General features: G+C 50.3%; 22 protein-coding genes. 7 read left to right on the top strand and 15 right to left on the bottom strand.

Going from position 1 to position 23901, the window contains the following annotated elements; genetic code table 11:
• Positions 1–164: 164 nt before the first annotated feature.
• Positions 165–1028 (bottom strand): MoxR family ATPase, encoded by an 864-nt coding sequence (locus H8K29_RS14490; protein WP_186885784.1) that lies wholly within the window; start codon positions 1026–1028, stop codon positions 165–167.
• A gap of 291 nt (positions 1029–1319) precedes the next feature.
• Between H8K29_RS14490 and H8K29_RS14485 the strand changes: the two genes are divergently transcribed.
• Together H8K29_RS14485 and H8K29_RS14480 are read left to right on the top strand one after the other, a co-directional pair.
• On the top strand, positions 1320–1643 hold the full coding sequence (locus tag H8K29_RS14485) for a cytochrome c (RefSeq protein WP_186898153.1): 324 nt from the start codon (positions 1320–1322) through the stop codon (positions 1641–1643).
• 15 nt (positions 1644–1658) lie between these two features.
• Positions 1659–2006 carry a cytochrome c gene (locus tag H8K29_RS14480; protein WP_186898152.1) on the top strand — a complete coding sequence of 116 codons (348 nt, stop codon included), beginning with the start codon at positions 1659–1661 and terminating at the stop codon, positions 2004–2006.
• A 70-nt stretch (positions 2007–2076) separates the two neighbouring features.
• Here the strand turns inward: H8K29_RS14480 and H8K29_RS14475 are convergent, their stop codons facing one another.
• Positions 2077–2505, bottom strand: a complete 429-nt coding sequence (locus H8K29_RS14475; protein WP_186898151.1) for a DUF1841 family protein — start codon at positions 2503–2505, stop codon at positions 2077–2079.
• Between the two features lie 122 nt (positions 2506–2627).
• Between H8K29_RS14475 and H8K29_RS14470 the strand changes: the two genes are divergently transcribed.
• Positions 2628–3209: a malonic semialdehyde reductase gene (locus tag H8K29_RS14470; protein ID WP_186885788.1), complete on the top strand. Its 582-nt coding sequence runs from the start codon at positions 2628–2630 to the stop codon at positions 3207–3209.
• Positions 3210–3231: 22 nt separating this feature from the next.
• Here the strand turns inward: H8K29_RS14470 and nth are convergent, their stop codons facing one another.
• The 5 genes from nth to fdxA form a co-directional block, all read right to left on the bottom strand.
• Positions 3232–3879 (bottom strand): endonuclease III, encoded by a 648-nt coding sequence (nth, locus tag H8K29_RS14465; RefSeq protein WP_186898150.1) that lies wholly within the window; start codon positions 3877–3879, stop codon positions 3232–3234.
• A complete protein-coding gene (gene rsxB, locus H8K29_RS14460; protein ID WP_370527204.1) occupies positions 3876–4586 on the bottom strand; it encodes an electron transport complex subunit RsxB in 711 nt (236 codons plus the stop codon). The genes nth and rsxB overlap by 4 nt, the downstream gene beginning before the upstream one ends.
• 120 nt (positions 4587–4706) lie before the next feature.
• Positions 4707–5942, bottom strand: coding sequence for a polyhydroxyalkanoate depolymerase (locus tag H8K29_RS14455; protein ID WP_186885790.1), 1236 nt, complete (start codon positions 5940–5942; stop codon positions 4707–4709).
• Positions 5943–6236: 294 nt separating this feature from the next.
• Positions 6237–7307, bottom strand: a complete 1071-nt coding sequence (locus H8K29_RS14450) for an NAD(P)/FAD-dependent oxidoreductase (RefSeq protein WP_186898149.1) — start codon at positions 7305–7307, stop codon at positions 6237–6239.
• A 68-nt stretch (positions 7308–7375) separates the two neighbouring features.
• Entirely contained in the window at positions 7376–7699 is a 324-nt protein-coding gene (gene fdxA / locus H8K29_RS14445; protein ID WP_186898148.1) for a ferredoxin FdxA, read from the bottom strand.
• Positions 7700–8076: 377 nt separating this feature from the next.
• Here fdxA and H8K29_RS14440 point away from each other — a divergent pair, with 377 nt between their 5' ends.
• A complete protein-coding gene (locus H8K29_RS14440; RefSeq protein ID WP_186898147.1) occupies positions 8077–9042 on the top strand; it encodes a D-glycerate dehydrogenase in 966 nt (321 codons plus the stop codon).
• A gap of 69 nt (positions 9043–9111) precedes the next feature.
• Here the strand turns inward: H8K29_RS14440 and H8K29_RS14435 are convergent, their stop codons facing one another.
• The 3 genes from H8K29_RS14435 to H8K29_RS14425 form a co-directional block, all read right to left on the bottom strand.
• Positions 9112–9363 (bottom strand): acyl-CoA-binding protein, encoded by a 252-nt coding sequence (locus H8K29_RS14435; RefSeq protein WP_186898146.1) that lies wholly within the window; start codon positions 9361–9363, stop codon positions 9112–9114.
• 140 nt (positions 9364–9503) lie between these two features.
• Entirely contained in the window at positions 9504–9782 is a 279-nt protein-coding gene (locus tag H8K29_RS14430) for a hypothetical protein (protein ID WP_186898145.1), read from the bottom strand.
• A 143-nt stretch (positions 9783–9925) separates the two neighbouring features.
• A complete protein-coding gene (locus tag H8K29_RS14425; protein WP_186885796.1) occupies positions 9926–10627 on the bottom strand; it encodes a UPF0149 family protein in 702 nt (233 codons plus the stop codon).
• 151 nt (positions 10628–10778) lie between these two features.
• On the opposite strand from H8K29_RS14425, the gene H8K29_RS14420 reads away from it, so the two are divergent.
• Together H8K29_RS14420 and rpiA are read left to right on the top strand one after the other, a co-directional pair.
• A complete protein-coding gene (locus H8K29_RS14420; RefSeq protein ID WP_186898144.1) occupies positions 10779–11798 on the top strand; it encodes a serine/threonine protein kinase in 1020 nt (339 codons plus the stop codon).
• A gap of 96 nt (positions 11799–11894) precedes the next feature.
• Positions 11895–12566 carry a ribose-5-phosphate isomerase RpiA gene (gene rpiA / locus H8K29_RS14415; protein WP_186898143.1) on the top strand — a complete coding sequence of 224 codons (672 nt, stop codon included), beginning with the start codon at positions 11895–11897 and terminating at the stop codon, positions 12564–12566.
• Positions 12567–12880: 314 nt separating this feature from the next.
• Here the strand turns inward: rpiA and H8K29_RS14410 are convergent, their stop codons facing one another.
• The 5 genes from H8K29_RS14410 to H8K29_RS14390 all read right to left on the bottom strand — a co-directional run bounded on the left by H8K29_RS14410 (position 12881) and on the right by H8K29_RS14390 (position 19290).
• On the bottom strand, positions 12881–14686 hold the full coding sequence (locus tag H8K29_RS14410; protein ID WP_186898142.1) for a hypothetical protein: 1806 nt from the start codon (positions 14684–14686) through the stop codon (positions 12881–12883).
• 135 nt (positions 14687–14821) lie between these two features.
• Positions 14822–16087 carry an HD-GYP domain-containing protein gene (locus H8K29_RS14405; protein WP_186898141.1) on the bottom strand — a complete coding sequence of 422 codons (1266 nt, stop codon included), beginning with the start codon at positions 16085–16087 and terminating at the stop codon, positions 14822–14824.
• A gap of 267 nt (positions 16088–16354) precedes the next feature.
• Positions 16355–16627 carry an oxidative damage protection protein gene (locus H8K29_RS14400; protein ID WP_186885801.1) on the bottom strand — a complete coding sequence of 91 codons (273 nt, stop codon included), beginning with the start codon at positions 16625–16627 and terminating at the stop codon, positions 16355–16357.
• A 79-nt stretch (positions 16628–16706) separates the two neighbouring features.
• On the bottom strand, positions 16707–18017 hold the full coding sequence (gene argA / locus H8K29_RS14395) for an amino-acid N-acetyltransferase (protein WP_186898140.1): 1311 nt from the start codon (positions 18015–18017) through the stop codon (positions 16707–16709).
• 124 nt (positions 18018–18141) lie between these two features.
• Positions 18142–19290, bottom strand: coding sequence for a tetratricopeptide repeat protein (locus H8K29_RS14390; RefSeq protein ID WP_186898139.1), 1149 nt, complete (start codon positions 19288–19290; stop codon positions 18142–18144).
• A gap of 333 nt (positions 19291–19623) precedes the next feature.
• On the opposite strand from H8K29_RS14390, the gene hrpA reads away from it, so the two are divergent.
• Positions 19624–23832, top strand: a complete 4209-nt coding sequence (gene hrpA / locus H8K29_RS14385) for an ATP-dependent RNA helicase HrpA (RefSeq protein ID WP_186898138.1) — start codon at positions 19624–19626, stop codon at positions 23830–23832.
• Positions 23833–23901 lie beyond the last annotated feature (69 nt).

The following is a 23901-nucleotide window of genomic DNA, read 5'->3' as shown; positions in this document are numbered from 1 at the left end:
GGTGATGCCGTTTTTTTATTGATGTGCGCAGCCGCCGATACTGCATGCTCTTGGCGCTGTACACCTGGTTTCATTCATTGTCAAAGTAGTTTTGATGGGGGATTTTCTTGCGGATTTGCGCAGAGCTTGATTGATTCAAGCGACTGCGCGTTGACGTGGGGGTCTTAGCGATTGTTGCGGGACATGAAGATCAGGCGTTCAAATAAGTGTACGTCTTGTTCGTTTTTCAGCAGGGCGCCATGCAGCGGTGGCACGATGGCTTTGTTGTCTTTGCTGCGCAGGGCGTCGGCTGGAATATCTTCTGCCAGCAAGAGTTTCAGCCAGTCGATGAATTCGGATGTAGAAGGTTTTTTCTTCAGACCCGCCACGTCGCGCACTTCATAAAATGTCTGTAATGCGTGCGTCAGCAGATCTGCCTTGAGTTTGGGGAAATGGACATCGACAATTTTCTGCATTGTCTCTTTATCCGGGAATTTAATGTAATGGAAAAAGCAGCGGCGCAAAAATGCATCCGGCAATTCTTTTTCATTATTGGATGTGATGATGACCAGTGGCCGATGTTTGGCGCGCACCATTTCGCGTGTTTCGTAGACGTAGAATTCCATGCGATCAAGTTCGCGCAGCAAATCATTCGGGAATTCGATATCAGCTTTATCAATTTCATCGATCAACAGCACGACCGGCTGATCAGCTGTAAACGCCTGCCATAAAACGCCTTTGACGATGTAGTTGTGGATGTCTTTGACGCGCTCATCGCCAAGCTGGGAATCGCGCAAGCGGGAGACGGCATCGTATTCGTAAAGGCCTTGCTGGGCTTTGGTGGTGGATTTAATGTGCCACTGCAGTAAGGGCATATTCAGCGCTGCTGCGACTTCTTCTGCCAGCATGGTTTTACCGGTGCCGGGTTCGCCTTTGATCAGTAACGGACGTTGCAGTTTTAACGCAGCGTTGACGGCAAGTTTTAAATCATCGGTGGCGACGTAGTTGTCGGCACCATCAAAACGGAGAGTCGTGGTTTCCAGCGTCATGGTGGTATCAGAAGAGTTAAGTCAGTGGAGTTAAATAAGCTTATCGAGTATAAGCGAGAATCTGTAATTTTGTGAACGGATGTGCGTTTTTCAGAATCGACAATAATAGTTTTGTGTAAGGACACAACGCGGAGCAAAACCTCAGAACAACAAACTGCTGCATAGTTGTGCAAATTGTGGGTTGTTGCTGACTTTTTTTTACGCAAAATTGATTTTGATCATATAGAATGCTGAGCTACATCAAGGTGTTGTCTTCATTTTTCAGTTTGTATAATTCTTATTAAAGCTCATATGAAAAAACTGTTCGCACTCCTCGTTTTCACGAGTCTCGCTCAAGCTGCAGCAGCGGCTGAAGTTGTTGGCAATGCTAAAGATGCTGCTGATAAAAAAATCGCCATGTGCATAGGTTGCCATGCCATCCCCGGATACAAGGCAACTTATCCTGAAGTTTTTCAAGTCCCGATGATCGGTGGCCAGTCTGCGAAATATATAGAAAGTGCGCTGAAAGCATACCAAAAGGGTGAACGCAAACATCCGTCTATGCGCGGTATTGCCGGCAGCCTGAGTGATCAGGATATCGCTGATTTAGCTGCTTACTATTCACAACAAAAATAAGAGTCGGAGATCAAGATGAAAAAAGTCAAATTACTGGCGTTGCTGCTTTCGCTCTGTTCTGTTTCTGCTTTTGCCGCAGGGAATATTGAGGCGGGCAAAGCTGCCACTGAAAAAAATAACTGCGCGTCTTGCCACGGTAAAGATTACAACTCGCCGATTGATCCTGCTTACCCTAAACTGGCCGGGCAACATGTGGATTATCTTGTGCAGGCATTGAAAGCGTATCAGCGCGGTGCGGATGGCCCGAATGGTCGTGGTAACGCGATTATGGGCGGACAGGCAAAAGCCTTGTCAAATACCGATATTCAGAATATCGCCGCTTACCTGCACAGTTTGCCTGGCAGTCTGGTACTGAAAAAATAAGCCAGAACAACAGTCGTTCATTGAGTGCAAAGCGTAAAAAGATAAAAAGCCACGTAGAACGTGGCTTTTTTTATCGGCATCGTTGTTGTAATGCCTCAATATAGGCCTGACCATCCGGCGGCAGCCCGGTTCGTTGGGAATTCCAGATCATCTCACCCAGACATTCCATGATCTGATGGTGCGCTTCATGTTCGGAGTTATATTTGTTGGCGAGAGTCTGAAATGCTGCTTTTACGCCGCGTGGCTGATCGACAGAGATTTGCTCTGAAATCGACAGATGCATCGATAAATGCAGGAAAGGATTAGTTTGCCCCTGATCGACGCTGTAATTCGCCTGCAGCGCTTCTTCTGCATCGTGTAAAGTCTCATCGTATTCAGGGTGTTGCCTGATCCAGTCTGAAGCAATCGCTTCCAGTGGTGTCAGAATCTCACGTGCCTGGTTTTTTCTGTAGGTTTCGCAAAAAAAACGTCTGACATCTTGTTGGCTGGGGTTAAACATAACATTGATACCGGAGCTTAAATTTGAAGTTTGCTATTGTAGGGGATTTTTCATTTATCGCTTTGAAGCCTGAACATTTTCAGACTTCATTTATTCATCTGCCACAGTAAAAAGGAAAAACAATGCTGAATCAAGACGCTCTCGACACTCTATTTTCCCACGCCCGCACGCATAATGTCTGGCTCGCCAAGCCAGTCAGCGACGCGCAGTTGTATCAGATTTATGAATTGATGAAGTGGGGCGCGACTGCGGCGAATTCAACGCCGGCGCGCATAGTCTTTGTAAAGTCGGACGCTGAAAAGGAAAAGTTAGCAGCCTGCGTCTCTGCGGGCAATGTCGATAAGGTAAAAACTGCACCGGTGACTGCCATTATCGGTATGGATATGGCGTTTTATGAACAATTGCCTAAACTCTTCCCGCATACCGATGCGCGTTCATGGTTCGTCGGGAATCAGGCGGCGATTGAGTCGACGGCATTTCGTAATTCGTCATTGCAAGGCGCTTATCTGATGCTGGCGGCACGAGCGATTGGTCTCGATTGTGGGCCTATGTCTGGCTTTGATGCAGAGAAGATCGATCAAAGTTTTTTTGCTGGAACGGAAGTGAAAGTTAATTTTATCTGTAATCTGGGTTATGGCGATGCAGAGAAATTATTTCCACGTTCGCCACGTCTCAGTTTTGAAGAAGCCTGCAAAATCGTTTAACTATTCACTGCGCCCTTATTTTTTACACTTTGTCGGGTAAGGGCGTTTTTTGTTTGTACTCGCATAAGTCAGCGATCATACAATTCCAGCATTTGGGTTTTCTGGCGATACAGGTATATCGTCCATGCAGGATCAGCCAGTGATGGGCGTCCTGACGGAATTCTTTTGGTACGAATTTCATCAGTTTTTGTTCGACAATATCGACATTCTTGCCAGGCGCGAGGCCGGTACGATTTGATACTCTGAAAATGTGCGTATCGACCGCGATGGTTGGTTCGTCAAACGCAGTATTCATCACCACGTTGGCGGTTTTTCTGCCGACACCGGGCAAGGCTTCCAACGCTTCGCGGTTACGCGGCACTTCGCTATGATGCTCCGTCATCAGCAGGTGACAGGTCGCTATCACATTTTTTGCTTTGGTCCTGAACAAGCCTATCGTCTGAATATACGGAATTAATCCATCAACACCGAGAGCGTAAATTGCTTCAGGGGTGTTGGCGACTGCATACAGCACGCGGGTAGCCTTGTTGACGGAAACATCGGTTGCCTGAGCCGATAATAAGACCGCAATCAGTAGCTCGAAAGGCGTTTTGTATTCAAGTTCTGTTGTTGGATGCGGGTTTTCTTTTTGCAGACGCGTAAAAATGGCATGCCGTTTTTCTGCATTCATGATTTATTTTGCTCCGCTTCTGCTGCAATTTTTTTTAATCTGGCGCGTTCCATTGCGGCGGCAATCACCGCCTTTTTACGTTCTTTGCTGCGTATTTCTTCCTCGCTCAGCGCAGGTTCCAATTCCAGCGCCTTTAGTTTTGCTGCGGCCTTGGCCGCCAGGCGCTCGTCATTTTCACGCTTTTCACGCGCTAAACGCATGGTTCTGAATTCGAATTGCTGACGCGCGCTATTTGCCTGTTCCTGACTCCATGCCTCCCAACCGGTTTTTCCCGCAGTCGCCGGTAACATCGCGATGCAATCGACAGGGCAGGGGGCAACGCAGAGATCGCAGCCTGTGCACAGGTTGGCGATCACGGTATGCATCTGCTTAGGCGCACCAATAATCGCATCGACGGGGCATGCTTGTATGCAAAGCGTGCAACCTATGCAGTAGGCTTCATCAATGACCGCAACCGGGCGTTCCCGTTCAGCACCTCGGCTGACGTCGAGTGCGATCACGGGCTGACCCAGCAAGTGTGCCAGACGTTCCACACCTTGTTGACCACCCGGAGGGCATTGGTTGTAGCTGGCTTCGCCAGAGGCAATTGCGGTGGCGTAAAGGTGGCAGGATGGATAGCCACATTTGGTGCATTGCGTCTGTGGAAGCAGATCTTCGATTTGTGCTGCGATGGAAGTGGACACGGGAAATGAAGTAAACAAATAAATACGTTGTGCGAAGCTGAGATTATCTACGCAAATTTCAGGAACAACAATGGAAAAAGCCACTATCCGTGAGAATAGTGGCTGCTGATTCGCAGTCCTGACGCCTTGTGAATGGCAATCAAATCAGGCGTGTTTCTGAATAAATTCAGCAATTTTTGGCGCGATGATTTCGCGCCAGCGACGTCCTGAAAAAATACCGTAATGTCCACAGCCGGGTGCGACGAAATCCTGTTTCATGTTTGCCGGGATGCTACTGCAAAGCTCGTGTGCGGCCTGGGTTTGCCCCGCGCCGGAAATATCATCGAGCTCACCCTCAACAGTGAATAAAGCCACCGTTTTGATGTCCTGCGGACGCACTGGCTTGCCTTCGACTTCCCAGGTTCCTTTAGGTAAATGGAATTCCTGAAACACGGTTTTAATGGTTTCGAGGTAGTAATCGGCCGGCATGTCCAACACCGCATTGTATTCGTCGTAAAACTTGCGATGCTGTTCGGCAGATTCGTCGTCGCCTTTCACCAGATGCTGGTAAAAATCCCAGTGGCTTTGCGCGTGGCGATCCGGATTCATGGCAACAAAACCAGTGTGTTGCAAAAAGCCCGGATAGACTTTGCGACCGTAGCCCGGGTAGTTTGCCGGTACGCTGTAAATAACCGTATTTTCAAACCACGAGAATTTCTTTTCGGTGGCGAGGTTATTGACTTGTGTCGGCGATTTGCGCGGGTCTATCGGCCCACCCATCATCGTCATTGTTTTCGGTAAATGTGGATCGTTATCCGTCGCCATCAGGGAAATCGCTGCCAGTACCGGCACAGTAGGCTGGCATACAGAAATAACGTGTACGTCCGGGCCTAAAGTGCGGATAAATTCCTGCACGTAGTAGATGTAGTCATGTAAATGGAAGCGGCCTTCCGACAGTGGCACCATGCGGGCGTCTGTCCAGTCGGTGATGTAGACATCATGAAGCGGCAATAAGCCACGAACCGTATCGCGCAGCAGGGTTGAATGGTGCCCGGAGAGTGGCGCAACCAGCAATACTGTCGGCTGCTTTAATTTTTGCAGATCTTTTGTTGGTAATACTTTTTTAAAGTGCAGCAGCTTGCAGAAAGGTTTAATGACCGCCGTTTCCTGAGTAATTTCAACGACTTGTTTGTTGATGGTCGTTGATGTGATGCCAAACTCTGGTTTCTCGTAATCTTTTCCTAAGCGAAACATTAACTCGTAACCAGCGGCAACTCTTTGCGCGTAAGGTGTATGCGCAAGGGGAGAAACCGGGTTAGTGAATAACTTGGATGATGCTTCTGCCCATTGAGTGAGCGGGGTCAGGAAAGCGCGATTAAGTTCGTGAAGTTGATAGAGCATGATGACATCTTTCTGGTCAAAGACGGATAGTCCGTTTTCTTACAACTGATTGGATTTTAGGAAAAGTTCTCTCTGCTTATGGCAGTATTTTTATAGGGATATTGCATTGCATCATAAACCAGTTTTGAATTTTTTGGTTTTTCTGTTGCTGCTGCTGATCGTTCGTGTGCAAATTAATGTTACAAACGTGATCAGGATATAAATTTATTGCCGAATAAGTATGATTCGATCATTTTTTTCCAATAAAAAAGCGCAAAGTTTTTACCTTTGCGCTTTTTTTAGAAACGATACGACTTAGTCGAATGTCGGTGTATCCACACCCAGAATCTTGTGCAGTTTTGGCGATGTTGTCGTGTATTGCATGTGAATTTTCTTTTCAGGGAAAATATACGGTGCTGCACCGAAAGCCGCCAGCGCCGCTTCATGGAAGCCAGACAAAATCAGTTTTTTCTTACCTGGATAAGTGTTGATATCACCCACCGCGAAAATACCCGGAACATTGGTTTCAAACTTCTCAGTGTCCATGACTTTCAATTGCTTGCGTTCGATTTCCAGACCCCACTCAGCGATAGGGCCGAGTTTTGGTGAGAGGCCGAAGAACACCAGCAAATTATCCAGCGGCATGCGGCGTGTGACGCCGTCTGCACCTGTCACTTTGATTTCTGATAACAGGTCATCTTTGGTTTCAATGCCGGTAACCTGACCGATAGTCAGTTGCATTTCATAGTTGTCGCACAGCTCCTTCATTTTGGCGACAGAGGCAGGCGCTGCGCGGAAATCGTCGCGACGATGCAGAAGCACGATGGATTCTGCTTTGCCCACCAGATTCAATGCCCAGTCTAGCGCGGAATCGCCGCCGCCGCAGATGACCAGATTTTTGCCGTGGAACTGGCTAGGATCTTTGACGCGGTAGAACACCTGTTTGCCTTCAAACGCTTCTATGCCATCGACTTTTAAGGTACGAGGCTGGAATGAGCCAACGCCTGCCGCAATAAAAATCGTTTTGGTGATAAAGCGGGTGCCTGTCGATGTTTCGAGGTCGAAGCGACCATCTTCACGACGCGCAACCAGCGTGACTTCCTGACCCAGATGGAAAGTAGGTTCAAACGGTTCGATTTGCTTGAGCAGATTGTCAGTTAATTCCTGGCCTGTGCAGACAGGAACAGCAGGGATGTCATAAATCGGTTTATCAGGATATAACTCTACGCATTGACCGCCAACTACTGGCAGAGAATCAATGACGTGGGCTTTGATTTCGAGCAGGCCTAATTCGAACACCTGAAACAGGCCAACCGGACCTGCGCCAATGATGACGGCATCTGCTTCAATAACGCCATTTACCTGGGTAGTTTGTTTGTTTTCCATACGACTAGATAGTTCCTGATATTGCTTAAAATTACGTGGATAAGCTGGGCGGAGTTATCCGCGCCAGATTAGCGCTCCAGATATTGCAGTTTGTCTTTGACATCTTTCCAGTCATCCGCATCAGTGAGCGGTGCCACTGTTTTGGTGATGGAAGGCCAGTTGCGTGTCAGATCCGCATTGATCTTGATGAATTGTTGCTGGTCAGACGGTACGTCTTCTTCAGCATAAATTGCATTTGCCGGGCATTCTGCAACGCAAACGGCGCAATCAATGCATTCGTCCGGATCAATAACCAGGAAATTCGGGCCAGCACGGAAGCAGTCCACTGGGCAGACATCCACGCAATCGGTATAACGGCAGCGGATGCAGGATTCGGTCACAACGTGGGTCATAACAGTCCAATCTAAAAAATTCGGGATGTTGGCGCAGCCAGATCGCAGAAAAACACATGCTTAGGCTGCAAAGCCTTGTATTTTAAGGCAATTTAAGAGTTCTCACAAACTGCACTTATATCGTTTGCGCATAAGCAAATGCGAACAGGGATTAAAAGCGATTCTGGAAGTGCGCTTTTGTCAGCGGAAACGCAAAATCTTATTTTAAGTGGATTCACGGTCATTGTTATTGATATGGGTCACTATCGATGAAAATCATCTATATCATTCATTGCTGAGATGAAAGTTTTTAAGGACGCAGAGGAACCCGGAAAAACTTCTTTTTCGAGGTTAAGATAAGCAACTACCCGCCTTTAATGTAAAGAAAGTTGTTAACTATGAAACCAGCGATTTTGGTTGCCAGAGCGATATTTCCAGAAGTATTGAGCCGTTTGCATCAGCATTTTGAGGTTGAGTCGAATCAGGATGATGTGATTTTCACGCCTGCAGAGTTGGCGCAGCGTCTGGCTGGCAAAGCAGGGATACTGGCGACAGGAAGCGCGCGCATCGATGCTGCTTTGTTGCAGCAAGTGCCGGAGTTGAAAATGGTCGCGAATATGGCGGTCGGTTACGACAATATTGATTTGCCGGCTTGCTCTGCGCATGGCGTGATGGCGAGTAATACACCTGACGTGCTGAATGAAACGACTGCCGATTTTGGCTGGGCGCTGATGATGGCGACAGCGCGGCGTATTACCGAATCAGAACACTGGCTGCGGGCAGGGAAATGGAATAAATGGCGTTACGACTATTTCCTGGGGCCGGATCTGCACGGTTCCACCCTGGGAATTATCGGTATGGGACGTATCGGACAGGCGATTGCGCGCCGTTCCACTGGATTTAATATGCGGGTGATTTATCACAATCGTTCACGGATTACACCAGAGCTGGAAGCGCAGGCGAATAACGCCAGTTATGTCAGCAAAGAAGAGCTTTTACGCCAGGCCGATCATGTGATGCTGGTGTTGCCGTATTCACCGGCTTCCCGCCACACGATTGCGGCGGCTGAATTGGCAATGATGAAGCCGACCGCAACGCTGACTAATCTGGCACGTGGCGGCATTGTGGACGATGTGGCGCTGATTGCAGCGCTGCGCGAAAAACGTATCGCTGCTGCCGGGCTGGATGTGTTTGAAAACGAACCGAAGTTTCACCCGGATTTTCTGACGCTCGACAATGTCGTACTGACCCCGCATATCGCCAGTGCTTCAGAAAAAACACGTCTGGCAATGGCGAATTGTGCTGCCAATAATCTGATTGCCGGTCTGAGCGGGCAGGTGCCGCCGAACTTGCTGAAACTCTGACGCTGGTTGCCACAAAATGACGCAAAAAAAGCCCAGATCAGGGCTTTTTTTTAATTGCGTTTTTATTGTTTATTTCAGTGAGTTAATCAGATCAATGTACTGTTGCATCGCGGCTTCCTGCGTGGTGCCTTTCAGGCCAGCCCACGCATCAAACTTGGCGCGACCGACAAAGTCCGTCATGCCCGGGCGATCGCCAGTTGCGTCACCGGTGCTGCCTTGCTTATACAAAGCATAGATTTTTAACAGCGTCATATTGTCAGGACGTTCCGGCAAATTTTTAGAATCTGCCAATGCCTGGTTGAATTGTTCTTGCAAGCTCATGCGGGTCTCCGGCGGTCTTTAAACGAAAGCGCAAAAAATAGCACGCTGAAGATGTGTTCGCCAGCATTACTGCTAGAGGGTTCCTTCCAGCAAGATGACCTTAGTACTGGATCGGCACCAGTTGAATCAGGGACGATAATTTACTGAGTTTTCCGTACGTTGACACTACCGAACTCCCTGACCAGCGAAGCGACGACTTTACCTAAATATTCTTCGCCTTGGCCACCGTGCGAATAAAAAATCACGCCTGACTCTGTTATTTTTGCGGTGCCATCCGGCATTCTTCCGGAGACAGCGGATTGAAAATCGTAACGGGCACCAGTGGGTAATGTGACGGTTAACGCACCGATGGCGGCGAATAAACTGGCGACGCGATGTGCATCAGTAAAGGAAAATTCTATCGAATATTCTATGCCCATGGCGGCCTTTCAAGTATTTGCTTCGTCGTTGCTGCGTTAGGAGTGAAGCTGGGTTCAGTATTGACTAGCGGTTTGGTCGCTTTCAGGAAGAAAACAAACACAATATTTTCTTCCTGATGCCTGTCTGTTATCGTGAACCCGAATTAATGGATAGTTGGTTCAGCACCGCAGCAGACTTTATATTTTTTACCGCTGCCGCAAGGGCAAGGATCGTTGCGACCGACTTTCGCTGTTTCGCGTTTTACGGTTGTGACACCGGATTTGCGCAAAGGCACCCAGAAGCGGCGTATCGCGGGAATCGAAGCTTCCAGCGTCAGCGCCAGTTCGTGGCATTTTTCTGGTGTGTCAACGAAGCGCATTTCTTCTTCTTCGATTTCTTCAGCACCGAGCAAATAGATAGGTTGCAGCAAAGGGCCGATTTCTTCGGATTCCCAGGCGGCTTCCCAGGCTTCTTCGCGTAACTGCATGCCTTCCCAGAAGCCCCAGGCCCAGGTTTCGCCGTCAATGAGTTCTTTGCCGTTTTGTTCCATCACGCAGAATAAAGGTTCATATTCCTGCGGTGCGACTTCAAACGTGATTTGTATTTCATTCATGAAGCGCGCGATCAGTTGCGTGATGCGCTGCATTTCTTTTTCGTTTTTGAACTTAGGTTCGCCCTGTTCCGGCAGCCCCCAGACTTTCGGCAGCCATTCCGCCATCGGTATCATTTCAGGCCCAAGGGCAATCGCTGTCAGATAGCCGTGCAAGGCGTCCATCGTCATACCTTCATCGCCTACCTTATCGGACATGAGAAATTTATCGAGTTCATTGAATTCTTTGTCGCTGAGCGGTTCGTCGAGATGCATGGTGTTACCTGTTGGTGTGATGAAAATACCGGAAGTGTAGCGCTTTGTCGTCAGGCTGTGCAGGTGTTTTCTGCGTTTTTCCGTGGAATTAAATCGTTCTCAGAGGCGCGTAAATCAAAGCCTATGCTGGATAAGCACGTACAATTCGGCTATGACAGAACAAATTTCCCCCGTAACTTTGGCCGTTTCCTTCGCCGACCTGACGCCCGATCTGGTGCTTGATGCCGTTGACAGTTGCGGCTTGCATTGTGATGGGCGTTTATTGGCGCTCAATAGCTATGAAAACCGCGTGTATCAGCTTGCGCTGGATGACGCGCCTGCTGTGATCGCTAAGTTTTACCGGCCACAGCGCTGGAGTGATGCGGCGATTCTCGAAGAGCACCAGTTTGTGCGCGAGCTGGTTGAGCAAGAGATACCCGTTGTGCCTGCGATCGTGAATGCAGCTGGCGACAGTCTGCATCAGTATCACGGCTATCGTTTTGCCTTGTTCCCACGTCAGAGCGGACGGGCGCCGGAAATCGGCGATGCCGCCACGCTGGAATGGTTGGGGCGCTTTATCGGACGCATACACGCCGTTGGCGCAATGCAGACGTATTGTCACCGACCCGCAATTGATCAGCACACCTTTGGTATCGCACCGCGGCAATGGTTGCTGGAACATGATTTCATTCCGCCAGATTTGCTGCAGGCGTATGCCTCGGTATCGCAACAGGCGCTCGATGGTATTGCGCGCTGTTACGAGCGGGCAGGGGATGTGCAGATGCTGCGTTTGCATGGTGACTGCCACATGGGCAATGTCTTGTGGCTGGAATCTGGCGAGCAGGCCGGGCCGCATTTTGTCGATTTTGACGATAGCCGCATGGGGCCAGGCATACAGGATTTGTGGATGCTGTTGTCCGGTAGCCGTGCCGAGATGCAGAGCCAGTTGACCGATATTCTGGTTGGCTATGAAGATTTCTTTGACTTTGATCCGCGCCAGCTGCATCTGATTGAAGCGCTGCGTACCCTACGTCTGCTGCATTATTCGGCGTGGCTGGCGCAACGCTGGGACGATCCGGCGTTTCCGGCGGCGTTCCCGTGGTTTAACAGTCAACGTTACTGGCAGGATCGCATACTCGAATTGCGCGAGCAGATTGCGCTGATGGATGACGCGCCATTGTGGCCGGTCTGAGCTTTACTATGTACTGCTCTGCTGTCCGGTAAAATAGCGCAAATTTTTTGAACTTTTGGACTGCAATACTAAAGTCCACGCTTGATTGGAAATCACATGACCCAGGATGAACTGAAACGCGCTGTTGCCCAGGCAGCGGTTGCCTATGTTGTTGAAAATGAGATTGTCGGCGTCGGCACAGGCTCGACTGCCAATTTCTTTATCGATGAACTGGCAAAAATGAAGCATAAAATCAAGGCGGCCGTCGCGTCGTCGGAAGCCACTGCGCAACGCTTGCGTGATCACGGCATCACCGTACTCGATCTGAATGAGGTGATATCCATGCCCGTGTATATCGACGGTGCAGACGAGATTACGCCGCAAGGCGCGATGATTAAAGGCGGTGGCGCTGCGCTGACCCGCGAAAAAATTGTGGCTTCCGTGGCTGATAAATTCGTCTGTATCGCCGATGGCTCTAAACTCGTTGATCAACTGGGCAAGTTTCCGTTGCCGGTTGAGGTGATTCCGATGTCGCATGCAGTGGTGACGCGTAAGCTCAATGCGCTGGGTGGTGAGGCACGTTTGCGCTTGAAAGACGGCAAACCTTTGCTGACGGATAACGGCAATATGATTCTTGATGTGCATGGCCTGCAGATCGTTGATCCGGTGGCACTGGAAGCGACGATCAATAACATCGTGGGTGTCGTGACGGTGGGTTTGTTTGCGCAGCAAGGCGCGAATGTCTGCCTGCTGGGAACGGCAGAAGGCGTGAAAACACTGCAATTCTGAGCACGCGTTCTGAGTGCTCATTCTGAGTGCTCATTCTGAGTGCTCATTCTGAGTGCTCATTCTGAGTGAAATGCGGTAATTTTCACGACAGACCTGCGACTGATTTGCAATTGATTCGCAATGGACTCAAACAGATCGGTGAACATAAAAATGGCTGTCAATGACAGCCATTTTTGCATACTCCCCCAATAATTTAATAAAACCACCATCATCTCCTTATAAACAAAGGGCTGTTTTATATACTGGGGGGAGTATATTTTAAGCTTCCAGGCATCCTTTTGGCATGCCGCAGGCATGAGGTTGGGGTGACCATGTTACTGCGGTGTGAATTCGGTTAAGTCGATTTGTCTTGCGCCTCCTTTTTTGCTGGCGCAGTCAGGGCAATATGGCGTCATTATTTCCATCGATTTCATGTAGGAGTAACAGCCTTTATCTGGCGCTGCACCACTATGGAAATACGCTTTGTAGCAAATTCTGGCCGTTGTGGCGCTGCGGTTTTCGATGACTTCATAGCCCCAGTAACCCGATTTGGTCGTGCAAGTGCTGAGCACCACGGGCGCGCCGATGACTTGCCAGCTATCGCAAATTGCATCTGAAAACTGTTTATGATTTTGCGGCGTAGCGATGCCGTAGGCGCCGTATATTGGTCTCACATCCAAAGGTAGTGGCGTGACGCAGGAACCGTTAGAGAGTATTTGTGGCGCTTTGCAGGTCACTGGTGTCGGCGGCGTGACGCACACACCATTCTGCGGTATTTGTGGTGCATAGCAGGTTGGCGTGACTGGGGTTGCGGTGGAAGCGGCCGGATAGCCAGCCGTCATCAGATAATTGGTCGCGTCATTGACAGCGGTTTTACCACGGTTTGCGAGATTGTTTTGTATCGCTGTGCGGAAGGCCGTTGCCAGGGCTGTATTGCTCGGGTAGGTTTTTGCCCGCCACAGCCGGTCGATGATCTGGCGGAATTCTTCCGCAACGCTTTTGGCATAAATTAAGGCTTCGGCGGTATCCGGGTCTTGTAACTCTTCATTGCTGACAAAAATGGAATTGACCAGTGTGTCGCAATCGTAAGGGCCTGCATAGCAGAGCATGACACCGTAATAGTTTCCGCTTTGAACCGGAGTGATGGTGAAATAAAACACAGGACGAATCGGAACCGGCGCGGTGGCGGTGACGCAATTGCCATTTTGCAGTATTTGCGGTGAGGTGCAATTGACTGACGGCGGTGCAGAACTGGTTGAGGTGCTGAATCCAAAACGGCTGAGTTGTACCGGCTTTCCGTTTGGCAGTGTCATCGTCGCGGCATCGGCGGCAGTGAAGTTGAAGCTCATATCACCTGCATTGGCTTTTAGTCCCGCTGATTTGTAGCCGCCGATTAAGGTCTGACCGCCAGCATATTCCTGCAGTGATCCGCTGAGTTTGTTCGGTGCGGATAATGTGGCGGAACTGACGTACCAGGTCGGTTCGCCAGCGTTGTCGTACATGAAGCTGCCGATAAAGGCCTGATTGCCCTGTACTTCAATAAAATAGCCGCGCCCGCCTTCTTTGTCGCTCCACCACCAGCCATTCTGAAAACTGGCTGCCGAAGCCTGAAACGGCGTCGGAGTGGAAATCGGAAACCGCTGCAGTTTGACCGTAATCGCGTTTTCACCGGTATCCGGCGTGACATACAGCGTACCTTCAGTCGCGGACGTAAACGAGAGTACTGCATATCCAACCTGACTCTGCGTCGCACCTTTATAGTCGCCACTCAGACTCTGCCCGCCGGCAAAACGCGCCAGCGATCCTATAAATTGTTTGTTCGACTGCATTTCCATCGTGGTGACATACCAGGTCGGATGGCCATTGCTTTCGTACAGAAAACCAGACAAAAATATCTTGTCTCCCTGACGTTCAATCGCAAAGCCACGACCGCCTTCTGCCGGGTTCCAGTACCAGCCTGTTTCGGGCAAAACATAGATTGTGTCGCTGACCGCACCACTTGCCGTGATGGCACGAATGCCGGCAACTGGTGCGACCGTTTCTTTATTTGCAGAGGTGTCGCCTGATCCACAGGAAACGAGTGCCAGTAACATGAAAATGCTGAACAAGCGGCTGAGAGCGGTGAGGATAGTCCGGTACATGATGTCAACCTTGTCAGAACAAATCGTGCTTAATATTTTAGCATTCTCGATTGTGCTGACATTGAAATGCTGGCTGAGGTTGCACTGATACGACACTCACCGCATCTGTAAGATGAAGCAGAGTTTTGACGCCGCTCATGCAGTGATGACGAAGTGGCGTGTCATGGTTTCTCTGAGTAATGCGTGTATTTGTTCTTCGTTCATGGACGAGATCGTGTTGTAGACTGAACTGGCGATGTCGAGAAATTGTGCCAGCAGATCTGGGTCGAAATGGCTGCCTGCGCCTTCCCGTAAAATCGCTATTGCTTGCTCGTAGCTGAACGGTTCTTTGTACGGACGTTTTGAGCACAAGGCATCAAATACATCCACAATCGCAAATATCCTGGCTTCCAAAGGAATGGCGTCGCCCTGTAGCCCACGCGGATAACCCTGGCCATCCCATTTTTCATGATGGGCCGCGACCACGGCGGCTACGCTGAGTAACCAGCCTGCTCCTTTGACGATCTGTTCGCCATGTTCAACATGGGTGCGCATAATCTGCATTTCTTCCGGCGTATGTTTTCCCGGCTTTAACAGGATCGCATCCGGAATACCGATTTTGCCGACATCGTGCAAAAAACTGCCGATGATCAGGCCTTGCATGTGTTCGCCGCTCAAGCCACGCTTCTCGCCCATCAGCGCCGACATCCAGGCAACCCGATAATTGTGCGCGCCGGTATCTGAATCCCGTTTTGCGATGGCGCGCCCGAGCGCTTCCATCATCGAAATGTGCGATTCATAGATCTGCAGCGTTTTGCGTTCGTTTTCTTTCGCGAGGTAGGTGACCACCGGGTAAATCGTCGTCCCGCACAGCAATGACGCAATCGCCACCATCAGCGCAACGATGCTGGCATCGGCAGAAATTTGCTGCATTTGCCATTCGGGTATCACGCGCACACCTTCAAAATAGCCACTCAGTTTCTTTTGCTTGTCAAACAGCGGAACGAACACGCGGATGGCCGTTCTTTTTTCTCCTTCCAGACTGATCGCATTATTTTCGTAGTGCGTATCCTGATAGTTTGGGCGTGCATGATGTGGCAACTGGTTTTCAACCAGACTTCCGGTCGGTGTCATTTGTTCAGCTAATTTTTTGCCTTGCGCATCGTAGACTTCGGCAATGTCGAATATGCCGCTGGTCAGAATGTTTGCGCCATTTTGTGCTTGTCTGGCGTTATCGGTATCAGATTTGCTTGCATCGTTCAGAAACGCTAGCGGGCGGCGACTTTCTTCGATGGCAAACAAAACGACTTCTTCTTCGGCATTTTCGCGTGAAATCAGCCAGGCCAGAGGGCTGCCAAGTATCGCCAGCAGCAGACTGACCAGTCCTATCCTGAGTGCTGCCCGTTTTTTGTAGATGTTCATCGTTGAACCCAGGGTTAGGTGCATTTTGGAATAGAAATATCAGTGAGAATGCTCAGCATAGATGGCATTTCTGAACAAAATCTTAAGAAAACACAAAAATGCACAGGTTTCCCATAAAAACAGCAAAAACTGACTTTTTAAATAACTGTGATTCTTTGGTATGACGAAATACCATCATGCCGATATCGATACGTTGCGTGCTGATTTTTATGCGTTACTAAGAAAAAAGCCCGCGGGTTGCGGGCTTTTTATCTGAGCGGAAGGTGATTATTCCGTTGGAGGTACATAACCGGCAGCGGCATCGGCACCGTCACCAAAGAAATGTTTTTCCATCTGCGTCGCCAGATATTTACGGGCGCGGGTGTCGGCAAGGTTCAGGCGGTTTTCATTGACCAGCATGGTCTGATGTTTCATCCAACCAGCCCAGGCTTCTTTGGATACGCTTTCATAGATCTTTTTACCCAGCTCACCCGGATATGGCGGGAAATCCAGGCCTTCGGCTTCTTTGTTCAGTTTGATGCAGTGGACCATACGGGCCATAGTAATACTCCTTAGTAATTCGTCAAAACACAGCGGACGTCACAGTAATTCAATCGCCGTGGATTATAAAGCCAAGTGATCAGAGCTGCTTGATCAGCACCAATGACTTGCGCTGCCAGTTGTACATTTTTTGCCGGTCTTTCGGCAAATCATCAACGGTTGCTTTGACAAAACCGCGTTTCAGGAACCAGTGTTCGGTACGGGTTGTCAGCACAAACAGTGAATGAAAGCCAGCGCGGCGTGCACGTTTTTCTATGTGTTTCAGAATACGTTCACCGTCGCCCTGACTCTGTACGTCCGGATTGACCGTCAGGCAGGCCATTTCGCCCATTTTTTCAAACGGGAATGGATATAAGGCAGCGCAGCCGAAAATCACGCCATCATGTTCAATCACCGAGAAGTAATTGATTTCGCGCTCTATCAGTTCGCGGCCACGTTTCACCAGCGTGCCGTCGGCTTCGAGCGGTTCTATCAGTTTAATAATGCCGCCGACATCTTCAATCGTCGCTTCGCGCAGACTTTCCAGATTTTCTGACGATACCATCGTGCCGACGCCATCATGCGTAAACAGTTCCAGCAATGCGGAGCCGTCCATTTCATACGGCACGATATGAATACGCGGCACGCCGCCGCGCGAGGCTTTGACTGCATGCTCCAGATAAAACGCAGAATCCGGCGGCAGGTAATTGGCAGCTAATTCTTTTTCTGCCTGAATGAAGGAGAGCTCGCGGATTTCAGCGCCTTCGCGATCCATCATCATCGGCGTTTCTGAAATGAAAATCAGCTTGTCGGCGCGCAGCGCACTGGCGGCTGAGACGGCGACATCTTCCATCGTCAGGTTGAATGCTTCGCCGGTAGGAGAGAAACCGAGTGGCCCCAGCAAAACCAGGCTGCCACCATCCAGAATACGGCCTATGGTGTCGTAAGCGACTTTGCGCGCGGTGCCTGTCAGGCCGAAGTCTATGCCATCAACGATGCCTATCGGTTTAGCAGTGACGAAATTACCGGAAATCAGGCGTATGGCGGCGTGCGCCATCGGGGTGTTAGGCAAGCCCTGACTGAATGCTGCTTCGATATCGAGACGCAATTCGCCAGCGGCCTCTTTCGAGCATTCGAGTGCGGCGATATCGGTAATCCGGATACCATTGTGAAAACGACCTTCCACGTTACGCAAGGCGAGTTGTTCAGCGACCTGTGGGCGAGAGCCGTGGACGATGACAATTTTGATGCCAAGTGCGTGCAATAAAGACAAATCCTGTGCCAGCACGGGCAGTGCACCTGCCATGACCAGTTCGCCGGGAAAGGCGACCACAAAGGTTTTGCCACGAAAGGCGTGAATATACGGCGCGACTGAGCGCAGCCATTGAACGAATTGAACAGGATTTTCCATCCGCCAATTATAATCTTAGACGAGAAAGCAGATGACCTTGCAACGTGGTCGAATTTCCACATTGTTGTCAATCAGACGCCGGATCTCGTATCGGTAAGTGCCTGATCGCTAATATTTGAATGGCTTAATGGTACGTGGCTTTAATCCTTTCCAGTTTGCCTGCATATAAATTCCGGGCCTTGCGCGTGGTGCTGTTGGCCTGTGCCAGTGTAAGTTCTTCTATCGCGTCCTTGGTTTCACCCAGTTTTAAATGTGCCAGTGCAAGCCATAAATGGAATTCGTCATAATTTGGGTCGCGTTTTATTTCCCGTTTGAACAGGGCTTTGGCTTCGGCGTATTCACCACGATCCATGGCCGCCATGCCACGGTTAAAGTAGTGGAAGGGAGCATTCGGTTGCAGGTTTGCCAGCCTGTCGGCATATACCTGTGCTTCAGACTGGCGGTCGACTTTGCGCAATACTTCGATCAGATTGCTGAGCGCCATCGTGTTTTCTTTTTCTTTGCTTAGAATCTGCTTGAAGACAGTTTCAGATAACGCCAGATCTCCATGCTGGTGATATACCACGCCAAGGGTATTGTAGGCGGCCATGAAATCAGGGTCGCTCATCAGTGCGGCACGGGCAAACCAGTAAGCGTCGTTGACCTGATGTTGTGCCAGCGATTCAGCGGCGCGGTTGTTGAAATACATGGCAATGACGGTGGCTTCAGCTATCAGTTCCGCACGCTGACCACGCAGATCCTTGGGAGGGAGAAAATCTATCACCATGGATTGACTATATTCCTGCGCGGAGTTCCTAAATACCGATTTGTTTCCCAGTACGATATTCACATGTCCTACCGCAAAATAAATATCTTTGTTGCGGCTCCAGGATTCATTCATCATGACATTTTGAAATTGCACACTCATGCCCAGTTCTTTTGCCAGTGCTGCAGTCATCAACACCAGCGACAGGCAATTTCCGGAGCGGGCGTTGAAGGCCTGTGCCGCATTGCGGGTCATTTCCGCATCGTATTCAAGCTTGATCTGGCCTTTGGTGGAAAGTGCTTCAAACAGGGCTTTTTGTGGGGATTTTCCACGTAGCTGGGTAGCAATTTCATTTTTTATGTACGTATGCATTTCGTTGCTGACCGCCATGACATCTTCTGCATTGATGGATGTCGGTGCCGGGCCAAAGCCCTGATCGTGAAGTTGTAGGTTACTTAATTTTTGGTTGGGTTGGCTGGCGCAGGCGCTCAGCAAACTGGCGAAGAGCAGAATAATCCAAGTTTTCATTTTAATCCTCACGCGTCTGTATTTTGACTGAAACACATTTCAATTTTGTTGATGAAACAGGTTCTTCATTTAGACAGCAATCTAGGCTACTTTGGATTGCGAAATAGCTACGCAAAATGGGTCGTAGACGTAAGGTGATGGTCTCAAATTTTTGTTTTCTTCATTATAGGCAAAGAAATAATGCAAGGATTTATTTATATGATTTGATGCTTGTTGCAAGTCTGATACGTATCGATTCACAATTTTGTTTTGATCGGGGTGAAACCGCAGTGTTGTGGTGAGCAGTGCAACATTTCCTGTGCAGCGTAAAAATCAGGGATAATGCGCAGCGCTATGTCTTCAAATAAAACACCTAAAAATTCCCAAAAAAAAGCAACGTCCACCACGATAGATGGTTTGTCGGGGTTGCGTGAGCTACGTCAACAATTGCGGCAAGCTGCACCAGTGGCAGAAAAACCGGCAACGCCGGCAGCGAAGCCGCCGGTCGCGCAGGTGCGACAAGCAGCGTCATCAGCATCGTCGGCGTCGTCAGCATCATCGCCAGATCAGCGTGGGCGTTCTCAGCGAGCCGCAGCTAAGCCTGCCGGGCAGTCGCCGGTGCGTGTTGGCGCGAAGCCCGCCAATGCTAAAGCTGCTAGCGCTGCCACGGCTGCTGTAGTAGCTGATGAAAGCAGTCTGCCTTTCCGCAACCCTCTGCCGGTCATTACGTTTCCGGAAGAATTACCTGTGTCCGGTAAGCGTGCCGAGATTGCAGAAGCTTTGCAAAAGCATCAGGTGATCATCGTCTGCGGCGAAACCGGTTCCGGTAAAACCACGCAGTTGCCAAAAATATGCCTGGAACTCGGGCGTGGGCGCAAAGGCTTGATCGGTCATACCCAGCCGCGCCGGATTGCGGCATCCTCGACGGCCAAACGGATTGCGCAGGAACTGAATTCACCACTCGGCGAGCATGTCGGTTTTAAAGTGCGTTTTACCGATACCCTGAGCAAAGGTGCGTCGGTCAAGCTGATGACCGACGGTATTTTGCTGGCAGAAACGCAGACCGACCCCTTGCTGCGCCAGTACGACACCATCATTATTGATGAGGCGCATGAACGCAGCCTGAATATTGATTTCCTGCTGGGTTACCTCAAGCAATTGCTGCCGAAGCGCCGCGATCTGAAGATCATTATCACGTCCGCGACGATTGATGCGCAACGCTTTGCCAAGCATTTTGCCGACGATGCTGGCAATCCGCGTGGAGCAGAACCTAAACCTGCGCCGGTCATAGAAGTATCGGGGCGGCTGTATCCGGTGGAATTGCGTTATCGCCCGGTACAAGACACCGATAAAGATAAAGAGCGCGATCTGATGACTGCGATCACCGATGCTGTCGATGAGTTGTGTCGTATCGGTTCTGGTGATGTGCTGGTGTTTTTGCCGGGCGAGCGCGAAATCCGCGATGCGGCGGAAGCCTTACGCAAACATCATCCGCCACATGTCGAGATACTGCCTTTATTTGCACGCTTGTCGGCACAAGAGCAGGAGCGGGTGTTCAAGGTATCGAATTCACGCCGTATCGTGCTAGCGACGAATGTGGCTGAAACTTCGCTGACAGTGCCGGGCATCCGTTTTGTGGTTGATACCGGCCTGGCGCGCGTCAAGCGTTACAGCTACCGGAACAAGGTAGAGCAGTTACAGGTTGAATCGATTGCGCAATCGGCGGCGAACCAGCGTGCAGGTCGTTGCGGACGTGTATCAGCCGGTGTTTGCATACGCCTGTTTGACGAGCAGGAATTTAATCAGCGTATCCGGTTTACTGAACCGGAGATTTTGCGTTCTTCGCTGGCTGCCGTTATTTTGCGGATGAAGTCTTTGCGACTCACCGATGTGGAAACTTTCCCGTTTATTGAACCACCGCCGGGCAGGGCGATTGCCGATGGCTATCAGCTCTTGCAAGAGTTGGGGGCGATGGACGATACCAATCAGCTCACAGCAGTCGGGCGGCAATTAGCAAAGTTGCCGTTGGACCCGCGAGTCGGGCGCATGATCCTCGCAGCGCGTGATAATCAGGCATTGCAGGAAGTGCTGATCATTGCTGCCGCTTTATCGGTGCAAGACCCACGCGACCGGCCGATGGACGCGCAGGCGGCTGCCGATCAGGCGCATAAGAAATTTGCCGATGAAAAATCTGAATTCATCTCGTATCTGAAAATCTGGAAATGGTTTGAAGACGCGATAGAGCACAAAAAAACGAACCGTCAGTTGCAGGATAATTGCCGTAGCAATTTCCTGAGCCAGATGCGTCTGCGCGAATGGCGCGAGGTGCATTCGCAATTGCTGACCATCGTGAAAGAGCAGGGTTGGCGCCTAAATGAAACTGCGGCCACTTATGAACAACTGCATTTGTCTTTACTGACTGGCTTACTCGGGAATATCGGTTATAAATCCGAGGAAGAAGCGCATTACCTCGGTGCCCGTAGTATCAAATTTTATATCTGGCCCGGCTCCAGTCTGGCGAAAAAAGCCGGACGCTGGATTATGGCGGCAGAGCTGGTCGATACGACGCGCTTGTATGGCCGTTGCATCGCCCAGATACAGCCGGAATGGCTGGAAAAAATCGGCGGTCATTTACTGAAAAAATCCTATGGCGAGCCGCGTTGGGAAAAGCGGACGGGTCAGGTGTCGGCGTTTGAACGAGCGACCCTGTATGGATTGGTCGTCTACAGCCAGCGCCGGATTCAGTATGGTTTGTATCACCCGGTCGAGGCGCGTGAGATTTTTATCCGTGAAGCATTGGTGGAAGGTGAGTTCGAGACGCGTGCGCCGTTTTTTGCCCACAACCAGAAACTGGTGCGTGAGATTGAAAATCTGGAACACAAATCGCGCCGCCTCGATGTGCTGGTCGATGCTGAACTGATCGTCGCGTTTTACGACAAGCTGATTCCGCCTGACGTGTATAACGCAGTGCTGTTTGAAGAATGGCATAAAGAAGCGATCAAAGCCAATCCCAAACTGCTGCATCTGAATAAAGACGATCTGATGCGCCACGAGGCAGCAGGCGTGACGACGGATTTATTCCCGAAAACCATGCAGGTATCCGGTGTGGCGCTGCAACTCAGCTACCATTTTGAACCCGGCAGCCCACGTGATGGTGTGACGCTGACTGTGCCTTTGTTTTCGCTGAATCAGGTGTCGGCAGAACGCTGTGAGTGGCTGGTGCCCGGTATGCTGAAAGAAAAAGTGCATTTGCTGATCAAATCATTGCCGCAAAAAATACGCCGTCATTGCGTGCCTTTGCCGGAATATGCGGCAGGATTTTGTGAGCGCAATGACTTTGGTAAGGGCAATTTTCTGGATGCCGTGATTGCCGATATCCGCGAGCAAAAAGGTTTGCTGTGCAAAACCACGGATTTTAAATTTGAAACCGTGCCTGTGCATCTGACGATGAATTTTAAAGTGGTGGATGAACATGGTCGCCAGTTAGAAATGGGGCGGAATCTGGCGAATCTGCGCGCTGAATTTGGCGGGCAGGCGCGTGAAAGTTTCCAGAAGATTGCGAGTGCAGAAAAGCTGGCGCTGTTGGATGCACAGGCAGCAAATGTGCGTGGTGCAAATCAGGGTAAAGCGTCCGCAGCGGCAGAGACCTCACGCGCCTCCGCAGCGAATAAAAATGGAAGCGCAGCGTCTGCAGGCGCAATGCCAGCGCTGAAGCAGGAAAATTTCACTGGCTGGACTTTTGACAGCTTGCCGGAATTGCTGGAAGTACAGCAGGGTAAGCAAACCCTGATCGGGTACCCGGCATTGGTGGACAAGCTCACGCATTGTCATATCGAGGTATTTGACGATCCTGACGAAGCAGCGCGGGTGCACCGCATAGGCTTGCGCCGTCTGTTTGCCTTGCAACTCAAAGAGCAGGTGAAGTTCCTTGAGAAAAATATTCCCGGCCTTCAGCAAATGGGCATGCAATTTATGGCGCTGGGCTCGCAGGAAGAATTGCGCGAACAGATTATCCAGACGGCGATTGAACGCGCGTGTCTGCAGCAGCCGCTGCCAGGCAATTCGGGTGAATTCAATATCCGCCGCGAGGAAGGAAAGGCGCGTCTGAATTTACTGGCGAATGAAATCGCCCGCATGGCGGGGCAGATTCTGGCGGAATATCACAGCCTGCCGAAGAAAATTCAAGGCATCAAAGCCCACGCGCAAGCAGCAGCCGATATCCAGAATCAGTTGCAGATGCTGATCACTAAACGCTTTATCGCCGAGACGGATTTCAGCCAGCTGGCGCATTTTCCGCGTTATCTGAAAGCGATCACGATACGTATGGATAAGCTGCGTGCCGATCCGGCGCGTGACGCTAAATTGATGGCCGAGTGGAACAGCGTTGCCCAGCCTTGGCAGCGCGTGCCACGCAAAACGGGAGCCGATGCTGATCCTAAGTTGCTGGAATTCCGCTGGTTGCTGGAAGAGTTGCGGGTGTCCTTGTTTGCGCAGGAGTTGCGCACGCCGATGCCGGTGTCGGTGAAGCGCTTGCAGAAAGTCTGGGAAAGTATGCAGCGTTAATTGCTGTGGAAATTGCAGTGAATACCTGAATAAATACGTGCCTTTCCAGTGCTTTTTGGCTGGAGAGGC

It is taken from the genome of Undibacterium sp. CY21W (assembly GCF_014284265.1).
Classification (GTDB): Bacteria; Pseudomonadota; Gammaproteobacteria; order Burkholderiales; family Burkholderiaceae_D; genus Undibacterium; species Undibacterium aquatile.
The sequence above is the reverse complement of the archived record's forward strand: the minus strand, read 5'-3'. Positions and strand labels throughout refer to the sequence as shown.

Bases quoted from the DNA above. Each gene is read 5' to 3' on its own strand.
- H8K29_RS14490 (WP_186885784.1), bottom strand. From the start codon at position 1,028: ATGACGCTGGAAACCACGACTCTCCGTTTTGATGGTGCCGACAACTAC.
- H8K29_RS14485 (WP_186898153.1), top strand. From the start codon at position 1,320: ATGAAAAAACTGTTCGCACTCCTCGTTTTCACGAGTCTCGCTCAAGCT.
- H8K29_RS14480 (WP_186898152.1), top strand. From the start codon at position 1,659: ATGAAAAAAGTCAAATTACTGGCGTTGCTGCTTTCGCTCTGTTCTGTT.
- H8K29_RS14475 (WP_186898151.1), bottom strand. From the start codon at position 2,505: ATGTTTAACCCCAGCCAACAAGATGTCAGACGTTTTTTTTGCGAAACC.
- H8K29_RS14470 (WP_186885788.1), top strand. From the start codon at position 2,628: ATGCTGAATCAAGACGCTCTCGACACTCTATTTTCCCACGCCCGCACG.
- nth (WP_186898150.1), bottom strand. From the start codon at position 3,879: ATGAATGCAGAAAAACGGCATGCCATTTTTACGCGTCTGCAAAAAGAA.
- H8K29_RS14455 (WP_186885790.1), bottom strand. From the start codon at position 5,942: ATGCTCTATCAACTTCACGAACTTAATCGCGCTTTCCTGACCCCGCTC.
- H8K29_RS14450 (WP_186898149.1), bottom strand. From the start codon at position 7,307: ATGGAAAACAAACAAACTACCCAGGTAAATGGCGTTATTGAAGCAGAT.
- fdxA (WP_186898148.1), bottom strand. From the start codon at position 7,699: ATGACCCACGTTGTGACCGAATCCTGCATCCGCTGCCGTTATACCGAT.
- H8K29_RS14440 (WP_186898147.1), top strand. From the start codon at position 8,077: ATGAAACCAGCGATTTTGGTTGCCAGAGCGATATTTCCAGAAGTATTG.
- H8K29_RS14435 (WP_186898146.1), bottom strand. From the start codon at position 9,363: ATGAGCTTGCAAGAACAATTCAACCAGGCATTGGCAGATTCTAAAAAT.
- H8K29_RS14430 (WP_186898145.1), bottom strand. From the start codon at position 9,782: ATGGGCATAGAATATTCGATAGAATTTTCCTTTACTGATGCACATCGC.
- H8K29_RS14425 (WP_186885796.1), bottom strand. From the start codon at position 10,627: ATGCATCTCGACGAACCGCTCAGCGACAAAGAATTCAATGAACTCGAT.
- H8K29_RS14420 (WP_186898144.1), top strand. From the start codon at position 10,779: ATGACAGAACAAATTTCCCCCGTAACTTTGGCCGTTTCCTTCGCCGAC.
- rpiA (WP_186898143.1), top strand. From the start codon at position 11,895: ATGACCCAGGATGAACTGAAACGCGCTGTTGCCCAGGCAGCGGTTGCC.
- H8K29_RS14410 (WP_186898142.1), bottom strand. From the start codon at position 14,686: ATGTACCGGACTATCCTCACCGCTCTCAGCCGCTTGTTCAGCATTTTC.
- H8K29_RS14405 (WP_186898141.1), bottom strand. From the start codon at position 16,087: ATGAACATCTACAAAAAACGGGCAGCACTCAGGATAGGACTGGTCAGT.
- H8K29_RS14400 (WP_186885801.1), bottom strand. From the start codon at position 16,627: ATGGCCCGTATGGTCCACTGCATCAAACTGAACAAAGAAGCCGAAGGC.
- argA (WP_186898140.1), bottom strand. From the start codon at position 18,017: ATGGAAAATCCTGTTCAATTCGTTCAATGGCTGCGCTCAGTCGCGCCG.
- H8K29_RS14390 (WP_186898139.1), bottom strand. From the start codon at position 19,290: ATGAAAACTTGGATTATTCTGCTCTTCGCCAGTTTGCTGAGCGCCTGC.
- hrpA (WP_186898138.1), top strand. From the start codon at position 19,624: ATGTCTTCAAATAAAACACCTAAAAATTCCCAAAAAAAAGCAACGTCC.